Genomic DNA, 12846 nt, shown 5'->3' on the forward strand with positions numbered 1-12846 from the left:
TTATTTCTTCGCCGGCAACACCTTGTCCAGCCAGCCACGAATGCGCCGGTACAGCTGTTCCTGCTCCGCACCCGGATTGCCCGGCAGGGCTTTCAGCGCTATCTGGGTGTAGGCCTTGTGCTGCAGGCGCTTGCTCGCATGCAGACGGCGGGTGGCCGCGCTGCGGTCGCTGCTTTGATCCTTGTAGTAGAAGTCGCCAGTGGGCAGTTGCAGTCCAGGCAGCAGTTCTTCCAGTGGCGGCTTCATTCCTTCCGGCAAGGCCGGTGCGGCTACCAGCAGATGCTCTACCTGTGGCGGCTTCTGCTCGGCGATGAAACGGGCGGCCCAGTAGGCACCGTCGCCATGGCCAAGCAGGACGATGGCTTTTGCCTGCTGCTGTTCGGCAAAGGCGATGGCCGCCTGGATGCGGGCGAAGATGCGCGGTGCCGGGTCAACATCCGGGACTGGTGCTGTGGCGCTGCTGTCCGGGGTGGCCGGCGGCGTAGTGGCATCTACCGCAGCATCTGCGCTGGCGCTATCCGCAGTCTCCTGGTTATCCGTTGCGGCAGCATCCGCCGGCGCGCTGGCAGCGCTGGGCTGCGTGGTGGTATCGACTGTCACCGCAGTCACTGCCGGCGCGAGTTGCGGCAGATCCGGCAGGGTCAGACTGAGGCTGCTCCAGCCCGCATTTGGCAGCTTGCTGCGCAACGGGCCGATAGCCTGCGGCCAGTCTGCACTCTCCCCACTGGCAGGAACCAGGATCACCACGCCAGTCGGTTCGCCGACATTGGCCGGTTTCCACAGGGCCAGAAATGTCTCGTCACCCGCCTTCAGCTGTTGTTGCTCGTCTTGCGGCAGTTGGCGTTCGAGGGCGCTGGCCGCTTCGACGCTGCGCTCTTCCAGGGGCGCTCGCTCGGTCGCCGGAGCATCGGCGGGTGGCGTTGCAGTGTCTGTCGCCGGAGCCGTTTCTTCAGCGGCTGGCGCTGTTGTCGCCGGGGCTTCTTCGGCCAGCACGGGCTTGGCGAGTAGCACGCTAAGGCCCAGGGCGGCAGTGATAAGTGTCGGGCGCAGGAGGTTGGGCATCACAGACATCTGCATGGCGGCTGATTCCAGCAGACTAAGCGCTCACCCGCGATTTGTCAGGTGTGGCTTGCCTGGCAACCGTAGCTCAGGAGTAAGGTATGGCGATGAAAACTCGGCTGACGGACGATTGATGTGCAGATGAGGCAAGTGCTGTTCGGCGGGTTGCTGGTATTGCTGTCACCCTGGCTGTGGGCGGCAGCGGCGGGTGATGGCTTGGCGCTGGACGAGAGCCAGCGGGCCTGGTTGGCCGAGCACCCGCGGCTGCGCGTTGGCGTGGTGCTGCAGGCGCCCTATGCCGAATTCACGCGCCGCCAGCAGCAACTGAGTGGCCTGAATGTCGAGCTGTTCGAGGCGCTGGGCAAGAGCCTGCCGGTCCAGTTCAGCTGGCGTGGCTACCCTGATCAGCAGGCGCTGGAGGAGGCGCTGCGCGCCGGCAAGGTCGATCTCGCCCCCGGCCTCAGCCAGACCCCGGCGGGGCTGCGCCAATGGCTGTATTCCGACCCTTACCTGCGCATTCCGCACCTGCTGGTGGGCGAGCGCCTGGGCACGGTGGCCATCGAACTGGAGCAGCTCGGCGCCACGGATGTGATCGCCACGCGCATGCCCAGCAGTGCGGCCGACTACCTGCGCAGCAACTATTTCAATCTCAGGTTGCTGCCCCAGCCGTCCGATCGCCAGGCGCTGCAGGCGGTGCTGGAACAGCAGGCGCGCTTCGCCGTGGTCGATCAAGCGCAGCTCAGCCGGCTGAGCCAGGAAAGCGAGTTCGCCACTTTGCAGGTGGTCGGCGATGTCGGCCTGCCGCAACTGCTGCGCATCGGCACCCGGCGCGACTGGCCGCAACTGGCGACGATCATCGATGAGGCCCTGCATGCCCTGCCGGCGCAGACTCTGGAACAGTTGCAGAGCCGCTGGCTGACCGCGCAGAAGCCGGGCATCAAGGACTCGCCGCGTTTCTGGCGCAACCTCAGTCTGCTGCTAGGCACCTTGCTGTTGGTCAGCCTGGCCCTGCTGGCCGTGTTGCGCCGCCAGCGTTCGCGTCTTGAGCATCGCCTGCTCGATGCACGCCAGGCCCTGGCCCTGCGCGAAGCGGCGGAGGAGGCCTTGCGCCTGACCCAGTTTTCCATCGACCACAGCACCGTGGGCATCCTCTGGGTCAACTGGGACAGCCACATCCGCTATGCCAACCGTGCGGTGGCGCAGATGCTTGGCTACAGCAGCGAGGCGCTGGTCGAGCGGCCGCTGGAGCTGATCGAGCCGAACCTGAGTATGGACCGCTGGCTCAACCTGTGGCGCCGGGTGCGCTCGCGTGACGAGGCCGCGCTGAGCTTCGAGAGCAACTGCCTGCGCGCCGACGGCAGCTTGATGCCGGCGGATGTGTCACTGAGCTTCCTGAGGTTTCGCGATGCCGAGTACCTGGTGGTGTACATCACCGATGTCACCGAGCGCCGCCGTGCCCATGCGGCGCTTGAGGAAAGCGAGGCGCGCCTGAAGGGCATCGCCAGCAACGTGCCGGGCCTGGTGTTTCGCCTGGAGCGTCCGCTGCCTGGCGCGCCGGTAGACTTTGCCTACATCAGTGAGGGCAGCGAGCAGCTGGTTGGCTATCCGTCGGCGCAGATCATGGCGGCCGATTTCGGCATTCGCAGCCTGGTCCACCCGGATGATCGGGCGCGTTATCACACCACCCAGGATGCGGCTATCGCGGCGGCTAGTGACTGGCAGTGGCAGGGACGCATCCTCACCCGCGACGGCCGCGTGCGCTGGGCCGACATCAAGGCGCGCGCGCGCCATCTGGATGATGAGCATGTGGTGTGGGACGGCATGGTCTGGGACATCAGCGAGAACAAGCAGATCGAGCTGCAACTGGCCGAATCGCGCGCTCAGCTGCGCGACCTGTCGGCGCATCTGGAGAGCGTGCGCGAGGAGGAGAAGGCGCGCATCGCCCGCGAGGTGCACGACGAGCTGGGTCAGGTGCTCACCGTGCTCAAGCTGGAAACCTCGATGTGCGAGCTGGCCTACGGCGAGCTGGACGGCGGTTTGCGCGAGCGGCTGGAGAGCATGAAGAAGCTGATCGCCAACCTGTTCCAGCTGGTGCGCGACGTGGCCACTGCCCTGCGTCCGCCGATCCTGGATGCCGGCATCGCCTCGGCCATCGAATGGCAGGCACGCCGTTTCGAGGCGCGCAGCCAGATTCCCTGTCTGGTCGAGGTCCCCGAGCAGCAGTTGCCGGCACTGTCCGATGCCAAGGCGATCGGCCTGTTCCGCGTGCTGCAGGAGGCGCTGACCAACGTCCTGCGCCACGCCCAGGCGCATACTGTGGCCGTGCGCCTGAGCGTGGAGGGCGACCAGCTATGCCTGAGCGTCAGCGACGATGGCCGCGGTTTCGACCCGCAGGCGGCGCGCGCGCAATCGTTTGGCCTGGTCGGCATGCGCGAGCGGGTGCTGATGCTCGGCGGTACGCTGCATATCGACAGCCAGCCGGGCGAGGGCGTGACCCTCAGCGTGCGGGTGGCCCTGGATGATCAAGAGGAAAACGCGTGATTCGAGTACTGGTAGCCGAAGACCACACCATCGTCCGCGAGGGCATCAAGCAGCTGATCGGCCTGGCCAAGGACCTGCAGGTGGTGGGCGAGGCCTGCAACGGCGAGCAGCTGATGGAGACCCTGCGCCACACGGCCTGCGAGGTGGTGCTGCTGGATATCTCCATGCCCGGGGTCAACGGCCTGGAGGCGATTCCGCGGATTCGTGCGCTGAGCAATCCGCCGGCGGTGCTGGTGCTGTCCATGCACGACGAGGCGCAGATGGCCGCGCGCGCATTGAAGATCGGCGCAGCCGGCTATGCGACCAAGGACAGCGACCCGGCGCTGCTGCTCACCGCCATCCGCAAGGTCGCCGCGGGTGGGCGCTATATCGACCCGGACCTGGCCGACCGCATGGTCTTCGAGGTCGGCCTTACCGATTCGCGACCGCCCCATGCGCAGCTCTCCGAGCGCGAGTTCTCGGTGTTCGAGCGCCTGGTGCAGGGTGAGGGGGTCAACGAAATCGCCGTGCACCTGTCGATCAGCAGCAAGACCGTCAGCACCCACAAGGCGCGCCTGATGCAAAAGCTCGGCAGCCATTCGGTGGCTGACCTGGTGAAGTACGCGATGGAGCACAAGCTGGTTTGATGCGCCGCGCACGCCCTCTTCTGTAGGAGCCAGCTTGCTGGCGATCTGTGCGCCCAGTCGAGCCATCGGATCGCCAGCAAGCTGGCTCCTACGGGATGGTGTGGTGGGGCGGTGTAGGGCGATCCCTACATCGCGCTTTCCTCTAGCCTTATAGCAATCAGTCATACCGCCCGATTTGCGCGGCGCCCCCGCCTCTCTAGTCTGTAGCCATGGCAGACAAGAACACGGGTGTGGTGATGGCCGAGAATGCTTCCAACGATGTACTGGTCAGTTTTCGTGGCGTGCAGAAGAGCTACGACGGCGAGAACCTGATCGTCAAAGACCTCAACCTGGATATTCGCAAAGGCGAATTCCTCACCCTGCTCGGGCCGTCCGGCTCGGGCAAGACCACCAGCCTGATGATGCTGGCCGGCTTCGAGACGCCCACCGCCGGCGAGATCCTGCTCGGTGGCCGGGCGATCAACAACGTGCCGCCGCACAAGCGCGACATCGGCATGGTGTTCCAGAACTACGCGCTGTTCCCGCACATGACGGTGGCCGAGAACCTGGCCTTCCCGCTCAGCGTGCGCGGCATGAACAAGACCGACTGCAGCGAGCGGGTCAAGCGCGCGCTGTCCATGGTGCAGCTCGACAAGTTCCGCAACCGCTACCCGGCGCAGCTCTCCGGCGGCCAGCAGCAGCGCGTGGCCCTGGCCCGTGCCCTGGTGTTCGAGCCGCAGCTGGTGCTGATGGACGAGCCGCTCGGTGCGCTGGACAAGCAGCTGCGCGAGCACATGCAGATGGAAATCAAGCACATCCACCAGCGCCTGGGCGTGACCGTGGTCTACGTGACCCACGACCAGGGCGAAGCGCTGACCATGTCCGACCGGGTGGCGGTGTTCCACCAGGGCGAGATCCAGCAGATCGCCCCGCCGCGTGACCTTTACGAAGCACCGAGGAACACCTTCGTCGCCAACTTCATCGGCGAGAACAACCGCATCAGCGGCCAGCTGCTCAGCCGCGACGGCGAGCGTTGCGTGGTCGGCCTGGCGCGTGGCGAGAAGATCGAGGCGCTGGCAGTCAATGTCGGTGCTCCCGGCGAGCCGGTGACCCTGTCGATCCGCCCCGAGCGCGTGCGCCTCAACGGTGCCAGCGAGCAGTGCGCCAACCGCTTCTCCGGGCGGGTGGTGGAATTCATCTACCTGGGCGACCACGTGCGTATCCGCATGGAGGTGTGTGGCAAGCCCGACTTCTTCGTCAAACAGCCGATTGCCGAGCTCGATCCCGCCATGGGCGTGGGGGATGTGGTGCCGCTTGGCTGGCATGTGGAGCACGTTCGCGCGCTCGATCCGCTGATTGCGGAATGAGTGCTGTAGCGCAATAACCAACCCTGCACAGTGGAGACAACAACAATGAGCAATATCCGCAGCATCTTCCGCCGCAGCGCTCTGACCCTCGGTCTGCTCGGCGCAGCCCAGGCGATGGCCGCCGACCTGACGGTGATTTCCTTCGGTGGCGCCAACAAGGAGGCGCAGACCAAGGCCTTCTACCAGCCGTGGGAAGCGGCCGGCAAAGGCAAGGTGATCGCCGGCGAATACAACGGCGAAATGGCCAAGGTCAAAGCCATGGTCGACACCAACAGCGTGTCGTGGAACCTGGTGGAAGTGGAGTCGCCGGAACTGGCGCGTGGCTGTGACGAAGGCCTGTTCGAGGAACTCGACCCAGCCCTGTTCGGTGACGCCTCCAACTACATCGACGGCGCCGTGCAGCCATGTGGCGTGGGCTTCTTCGTGTGGTCCACGGTGCTCGCCTACAACGCCGACAAACTTGCTGCCGCCCCGACCGGCTGGGCCGATTTCTGGGACGTGAGCAAGTTCCCGGGCAAGCGCGGTCTGCGCAAGGGCGCCAAGTACACCCTGGAATTCGCCTTGATGGCCGACGGCGTGGCGCCGAAAGACGTCTACACCGTGCTCGCCACCCAGGAAGGTCAGGATCGCGCCTTCAAGAAGCTCGACCAGATCAAGCCGCACATCCAGTGGTGGGAAGCTGGCGCCCAGCCGCCGCAGTTCCTCGTCTCCGGTGACGTGGTCATGAGCTCCGCCTACAACGGCCGCATCGCCGCCGTGCAGAAGGAGAGCAACCTGAAAGTGGTGTGGAACGGCGGCGTCTACGACTTCGACTCCTGGGCCATCCCGAAAGGTGCCAAGGATCTCGACGCGGCCAAGGCCTTCGCCGCCTTCACCGTGCAGCCGGAGCAGCAGAAGGTCTACTCGTCGAACATCGCCTACGGCCCGGCCAACAAGAATGCCGTGGAACTGCTCGACAAGACCCTGCTGGCAGACATGCCGACCACCCCGGAAAACATCGCCAACCAGGTGGCGATGAACGTGACCTTCTGGGCTGACTACGGCGAGCAGCTGGAACAGCGCTTCAACGCCTGGGCCGCCAAGTAAGGCTGACCAGGCTATCGACCGGGGCGCGTCGCCCCGGTCGATGCCACCGAACTGCGTGACTCCCCGCACTGTTGTGCGGGGTTGGGGATGAGGCCGGTGCCCGGCGCGCGCCCTCATCTCTTTTTTCCTGCCGCCTTGCGCGGCCAGATTTAGCGGAGCTAGCAATGGCCGAAACCGTCGCCCTCACCGAATTCGCCGGCCTCACGTTGAAGCAGAAGCTGGCGCGTGCCGAGCGGATCAACCGCCTCAAGGCGCAGGGTCTGATCCTGCCACTGCTGGTATTCCTCGTGGTGGTGTTCATCCTGCCGATCGGCATCCTGCTCTACAAAAGCGTGGAGAACCCGGAAGTGGTGCGCAGCCTGCCGCGTACCGTGGAGGCGATTGCCGCCTGGGATGGCCGTGGCCTGCCGGAAGAGGCGGCCTACAAGGCCCTCAGCCTGGACCTCGCCGAGGCGCGCAAGAACCAGGCCATTGGTGACCTGTCCAAGCGCCTGAACATGGAGCTGGCCGGCTACCGCAGTCTGATGGCCAAGACCGGCCGCGCGCTGCCATTCAAGCAGGAGCCGGCCTCCTACAAGGATGCCCTGGAGAGCCTCGACGAGCGTTGGGGCGACCCGGCCTACTGGCAGGTGATCCGCCGCAACGACAGTGCCTTCACCTCCTACTACCTGCTGGCGGCCCTCGATCACCGCATCGATGACCTTGGCGAACTGGCCCCGGCCACCCCGGATCAGGCCATCTACCTGGACATCTTCGCCCGTACCTTCTGGATGAGTCTGGTGATCACCGCCATCTGCCTGGTGCTGGCCTACCCGCTGGCCTACCTGCTGGCTAATCTGCCGACCCGTACCAGCAACCTGCTGATGATCTTGGTGCTGCTGCCGTTCTGGACCTCGATCCTGGTGCGGGTGGCGGCGTGGATCGTGCTGCTGCAGTCGGGCGGATTGATCAACAGCGCGCTGATGGCCCTGGGCATCATCGATGCGCCGCTGCAACTGGTGTTCAACCGCACCGGGGTCTACGTGGCGATGGTGCACATCATGCTGCCGTTCATGATTCTGCCGATCTACAGCGTGATGAAGGGGATTTCGCCGACCTACATGCGCGCCGCGATTTCCCTCGGCTGCCACCCGTTCGCCAGTTTCTGGCGGGTGTACTTCCCGCAGACCCTGGCCGGCGTCGGTGCTGGTTGCCTGCTGGTGTTCATCCTGTCGATTGGCTACTACATCACCCCGGCGCTGCTGGGCAGCCCGAGCGACCAGATGATCAGCTACTTCGTCGCCTTCTACACCAACACCACCATCAACTGGGGTATGGCCACGGCTCTTGGCGGCCTGCTGTTGCTGGCGACCATGCTGCTCTATGTGGTGTACAGCTGGCTGGTGGGCGCGAGCCGCCTGCGTCTGGGATAAATAAATGCCTGCGTAGCAGGCCAACTGATGACCCTCGCCCCTCCGGGGAGAGGGTGCCCGCAGGGCGGGAGAGGGGAGTTGCCAACGCAGCCCTCTACCCCGGCCCCCCTCCCGCAAGCGGGGGAGGGGAGTTGATTGGAGAATGCAGATGCTGAGCCCCTACAAATCCCCCATCGAACGTGCCTGGTTCTGGGCCCACCGCAGCCTGTGCGCGCTGGTGCTGCTGTTCCTGATCCTACCGGTGCTGGTGATCATCCCGCTGTCGTTCAACTCCGGCAGCTTCCTGGTCTATCCGCTGCAGGGCTTCTCCCTGCGCTGGTACGCCGACTTCTTCGGCTCGGCCGAGTGGATGCGCGCGCTGACCAACAGCATGATTGTCGCCCCGGCGGCCACTGTGCTGGCCATGGTCTTCGGTACACTGGCGTCGATCGGCCTGACCCGCGGCGAGTTCCGCGGCAAGGCCCTGGTGATGAGTCTGGTGATCTCACCGATGGTGGCGCCGGTAGTCATAGTCGGGGTGGCCAGTTATCTGTTCTTCGCTCCCATGGGCTTCGGCAACAGCTACCTGGGGCTGATCCTGGTGCATGCGGTGCTCGGCGTGCCGTTCGTCATCATCACCGTGTCGGCCACCCTGCAGGGCTTCAATTACAACCTGGTGCGCGCTGCCGCAAGCCTGGGCGCTTCACCGCTGACGACATTCCGCCGGGTGACCCTGCCGCTGATCGCGCCCGGGGTGATTTCCGGGGCGTTGTTCGCCTTCGCCACTTCCTTTGATGAAGTGGTGGTGACCCTGTTCCTCGCCGGCCCCGAGCAGGCCACCCTGCCACGGCAGATGTTCAGCGGTATCCGCGAGAACCTGTCGCCGACTATCGCTGCGGCCGCGACCCTGCTGATCGGTTTCTCCATCGTCATGCTGCTGACCCTGGAGTGGCTGCGCGGGCGCAGCGAGAAGATGCGCACCGCCAACCCCAGCTGAAAACGGCTGCGACCAAGGTCGCAGCCACGGCCTGACATACGACAACTGCCTCGCACGACGACTCAGGCTACAATCGCGCCACCGTGATTCATGCCCTGAGGTCGTCATGCAACCCTTCGCCATCGCCCCGTCGATTCTGTCCGCCGATTTCGCCCGCCTGGGTGAGGAAGTCGACAAGGTACTCGCCGCCGGCGCCGACATCGTCCACTTCGACGTGATGGACAACCACTATGTGCCCAACCTGACCATCGGCCCTATGGTCTGCGCTGCGCTGCGCAAGTACGGCATCACCGCGCCGATCGACGCGCATCTGATGGTCAAGCCGGTCGACCGCATCATCGGCGACTTCATCGAAGCCGGCGCCAGCTACATCACCTTCCACCCGGAAGCGTCCGAGCACATCGACCGCTCTCTGCAGTTGATTCGTGACGGCGGCTGCAAGGCCGGCCTGGTGTTCAACCCGGCCACCCCGCTGGACGTGCTCAAGTACGTGATGGACAAGGTCGACATGATCCTGCTGATGAGCGTCAACCCCGGCTTCGGCGGGCAGAAGTTCATCCCCGGCACCCTGGACAAGCTGAAAGAAGTTCGTGCGCTGATCGACGCCAGCGGCCGTGACATTCGCCTGGAGATCGATGGTGGGGTCAACGTGCAGAACATTCGCGCCATCGCTGCGGCAGGCGCCGACACCTTCGTCGCTGGCTCTGCGATCTTCAACCAGCCGGACTACAAGACCGTGATCGACGCCATGCGTGCCGAACTGGCCCAGGTGCGTGGGTGACCCTGCTCCACGGGCTGTTCGACGGCCAGCTGCCGCGCCTGGTGATGTTCGACCTGGACGGCACCCTGGTCGACTCGGTGCCGGGCTTGGCGGCCGCCATCGACCAGATGCTGCTCGGCCTCGGCCGCCCGGCCGCGGGCATCGAGCGAGTGCGCGACTGGGTCGGTAACGGCGCACGGGTGCTGGTGCGCCGTGCCCTGGCCGGTGCTATCGAGCATTCCGCGGTCGGTGAAGCCGAGACCGAACAGGCCCTGGAACTGTTCAACCAGGCTTATGCCGGCAGCCATCAGCTCAGCAGCGTGTATCCCGGCGCCACCGCCACCCTCAAGTGGTTGAAAAAGCAGGGCGTGGAGCTGGCGCTGATCACCAACAAGCCGGAGCGCTTCGTCGCGCCGCTGCTGGATGAGATGAAGCTGGGTCGCTACTTCCGCTGGATCATCGGCGGCGACACCCTGCCGCAGCAGAAGCCAGATCCGGCGGCGTTGCTGCATGTCATGCGCCTAGCCGGAATCGGCGCCCATGAGGCGCTGTTTGTCGGCGACTCGCGCAACGATGTACTGGCTGCCCGCTCGGCAGGCGTGCCCTGCGTGGCGCTGAGTTATGGCTACAACCACGGCCGGCCAATTGCCGAGGAAGGCCCGGCGGCGGTGCTCGACGATCTGCGCCAGCTGCTGCCCGACGGTTGCTTCGAGGCGGACGCTAAGCTAATGTCGGCTAATCCTTCCGCACACCCGCAGCCAAGAGATCGCACCGTGGTGGCTCCCCGCAAACACTGGCTCGGCCGAGCCAACATGAAGATCCTCAAGGCCCTGGCCCGTTGGCGCTGGCGCGCCTGATCGAGTGTGGCCGGTCTTCCGGCGTGCGTTGCGTACCCCTACTGTTTGATTTCCGGAGGCCATCGGGCTTCCGGCCACAAGGCTGATTCCATCATGACCCGCGACGAATTCCTGCGTTTGGCCGCTGACGGCTACAACCGCATTCCGCTTGCCTTTGAAACCCTGGCCGACTTCGACACACCGCTGTCGATCTACCTGAAACTGGCCGACGCGCCCAACACCTACCTGCTGGAGTCCGTACAGGGCGGCGAAAAGTGGGGGCGTTTCTCCATCATCGGGCTGCAGGCGCGTACCGTGCTGCGCGCCCATGGCCATCAGGTCAGCGTCAGCGTCGATGGGGTGGAAGTGGAGCGACATGACGATTGCGCCGACCCGCTGGATTTCGTCGAGCAGTTCAAGGCCCGCTACAAGGTTCCGACCCTGGTCGGCCTGCCGCGCTTCAACGGCGGACTGGTCGGCTACTTCGGCTACGACAGCGTGCGCTACGTCGAGAAGAAGCTCGGCGCCAGCCCCAATCCGGACCCGCTGGGCACCCCGGATATTCTGCTGATGGTCTCCGATGCGGTGGTGGTGTTCGACAACCTGGCCGGCAAGATGCACGCCATCGTCCTCGCCGACCCCAGCCAGGCGGATGCCTATGAGCAGGGCCAGGCGCGCCTGGCTCAGTTGCTGGAGCAGCTGCGCCAGCCGATTACTCCGCGCCTGGGCGTCGACCTGGCCGCACCGGCGGGCGCCGAACCGGACTTTGTCTCCAGCTTCAAGCGCGACGACTATGAAGCCGCGGTACTGGCGATCAAGGAGTACATCCTGGCCGGCGACTGCATGCAGGTGGTGATCTCCCAGCGCATGTCGATCCCGTTCCAGGCCGCGCCGATCGACCTGTACCGCGCACTGCGCTGCATCAACCCGACGCCCTACATGTACTTCTTCAACTTCGGCGACTTCCATGTGGTCGGCAGCTCGCCGGAAGTGCTGGTGCGGGTCGAGGACAACCTGGTCACGGTACGGCCGATCGCCGGCACCCGCCCGCGTGGCGCCACCGAAGAGGCCGACCTGGACCTGGAGAAAGACCTGCTGTCCGACGCCAAGGAAATCGCCGAGCACCTGATGCTGATCGACCTGGGGCGCAACGATGTCGGCCGCGTCGCCAGCACCGGCTCGGTGAAGGTCACCGAGAAGATGGTGATCGAGCGTTACTCCAACGTCATGCACATCGTCTCCAACGTCACCGGCCACCTCAAGGAAGGCCTGTCGGCCATGGACGCCCTGCGCGCGATCTTGCCGGCCGGCACCCTCAGCGGTGCGCCCAAGGTGCGTGCGATGGAGATCATCGACGAGCTTGAGCCGGTCAAGCGTGGGGTCTACGGCGGTGCCGTGGGTTACCTGGCGTGGAACGGCAACATGGACACCGCGATTGCTATTCGCACCGCGGTGATCAAGGACGGCGAACTGCATGTGCAGGCGGGTGCCGGCATCGTCGCCGACTCGCAGCCGGCCCTGGAGTGGGAAGAAACCCTGAACAAGCGTCGCGCCATGTTCCGCGCGGTCAGCCTCGCCGAACAGTCCGTAAAGTAAGGGAGCCCATACCATGCTGCTGATGATCGATAACTACGACTCCTTTACCTACAACGTGGTGCAGTACCTGGGTGAACTGGGTGCCGACGTGCACGTGATCCGTAACGACGAACTCTCCATCGCCGAGATCGAGGCGCTCAAACCCGAGCGCATTGTGGTCTCGCCCGGTCCGTGCACACCGACCGAAGCCGGGGTGTCCATCGAGGCCATCCTGCATTTCGCCGGCAAGCTGCCGATCCTCGGCGTGTGCCTGGGCCACCAGAGCATCGGCCAGGCCTTCGGTGGCGACGTGGTGCGTGCGCGCCAGGTTATGCATGGCAAGACCAGCCCGGTGTTCCACGAGGACAAGGGTGTGTTCGCCGGCCTCAACCAGCCGCTCACCGTGACCCGCTACCATTCCCTGGTGGTCAAGCGCGAGACCCTGCCGGATTGCCTGGAAATGACCGCCTGGACCCAGCATGCCGACGGCAGCGTCGACGAGATCATGGGCCTGCGCCACAAGACCCTGAACATCGAAGGGGTGCAGTTCCACCCGGAATCCATCCTCACCGAGCAGGGCCACGAACTGTTCGCCAATTTCCTCAAGCAGACCGGCGGGGTGCGCTGAC

General features: G+C 65.1%; 11 protein-coding genes. 10 read left to right on the forward strand and 1 reads right to left on the reverse strand.

What is annotated here, in order from left to right:
• A complete protein-coding gene (locus H3H45_RS07465) occupies positions 1-1077 on the reverse strand; it encodes an alpha/beta hydrolase family protein (RefSeq protein WP_328822270.1) in 1077 nt (358 codons plus the stop codon).
• A gap of 123 nt (positions 1078-1200) precedes the next feature.
• Here H3H45_RS07465 and H3H45_RS07470 point away from each other — a divergent pair, with 123 nt between their 5' ends.
• The 10 genes from H3H45_RS07470 to H3H45_RS07515 all read left to right on the forward strand — a co-directional run bounded on the left by H3H45_RS07470 (position 1201) and on the right by H3H45_RS07515 (position 12845).
• Positions 1201-3600 (forward strand): PAS domain-containing sensor histidine kinase, encoded by a 2400-nt coding sequence (locus H3H45_RS07470; protein ID WP_182833063.1) that lies wholly within the window; start codon positions 1201-1203, stop codon positions 3598-3600.
• Complete coding sequence (locus H3H45_RS07475) at positions 3597-4226, forward strand: response regulator (protein ID WP_182833064.1); 630 nt, start codon at positions 3597-3599, stop codon at positions 4224-4226. Before H3H45_RS07470 ends, H3H45_RS07475 begins: the two co-directional genes overlap by 4 nt.
• A gap of 236 nt (positions 4227-4462) precedes the next feature.
• Positions 4463-5572 (forward strand): ABC transporter ATP-binding protein, encoded by a 1110-nt coding sequence (locus H3H45_RS07480; RefSeq protein WP_182833151.1) that lies wholly within the window; start codon positions 4463-4465, stop codon positions 5570-5572.
• Positions 5573-5617: 45 nt separating this feature from the next.
• Entirely contained in the window at positions 5618-6658 is a 1041-nt protein-coding gene (locus H3H45_RS07485) for an ABC transporter substrate-binding protein (protein ID WP_182833065.1), read from the forward strand.
• A gap of 164 nt (positions 6659-6822) precedes the next feature.
• Complete coding sequence (locus H3H45_RS07490) at positions 6823-8070, forward strand: ABC transporter permease (RefSeq protein ID WP_182833066.1); 1248 nt, start codon at positions 6823-6825, stop codon at positions 8068-8070.
• Between the two features lie 148 nt (positions 8071-8218).
• The gene (locus H3H45_RS07495) at positions 8219-9046 is read left to right on the forward strand and encodes an ABC transporter permease (RefSeq protein WP_182833067.1); all 828 of its coding nucleotides are present in this window, start codon (positions 8219-8221) and stop codon (positions 9044-9046) included.
• 106 nt (positions 9047-9152) lie between these two features.
• Positions 9153-9827: a ribulose-phosphate 3-epimerase gene (gene rpe, locus H3H45_RS07500; protein WP_182833068.1), complete on the forward strand. Its 675-nt coding sequence runs from the start codon at positions 9153-9155 to the stop codon at positions 9825-9827.
• A 44-nt stretch (positions 9828-9871) separates the two neighbouring features.
• The gene (locus H3H45_RS07505; RefSeq protein WP_182833152.1) at positions 9872-10663 is read left to right on the forward strand and encodes a phosphoglycolate phosphatase; all 792 of its coding nucleotides are present in this window, start codon (positions 9872-9874) and stop codon (positions 10661-10663) included.
• A 93-nt stretch (positions 10664-10756) separates the two neighbouring features.
• The gene (gene trpE / locus H3H45_RS07510; RefSeq protein ID WP_182833069.1) at positions 10757-12238 is read left to right on the forward strand and encodes an anthranilate synthase component I; all 1482 of its coding nucleotides are present in this window, start codon (positions 10757-10759) and stop codon (positions 12236-12238) included.
• A 13-nt stretch (positions 12239-12251) separates the two neighbouring features.
• Positions 12252-12845: an aminodeoxychorismate/anthranilate synthase component II gene (locus H3H45_RS07515; protein ID WP_182833070.1), complete on the forward strand. Its 594-nt coding sequence runs from the start codon at positions 12252-12254 to the stop codon at positions 12843-12845.
• Position 12846: the final 1 nt, after the last annotated feature.

The sequence above is a fragment of the Aquipseudomonas guryensis genome (assembly GCF_014164785.1).
Classification (GTDB): domain Bacteria; phylum Pseudomonadota; class Gammaproteobacteria; order Pseudomonadales; family Pseudomonadaceae; genus Aquipseudomonas; species Aquipseudomonas guryensis.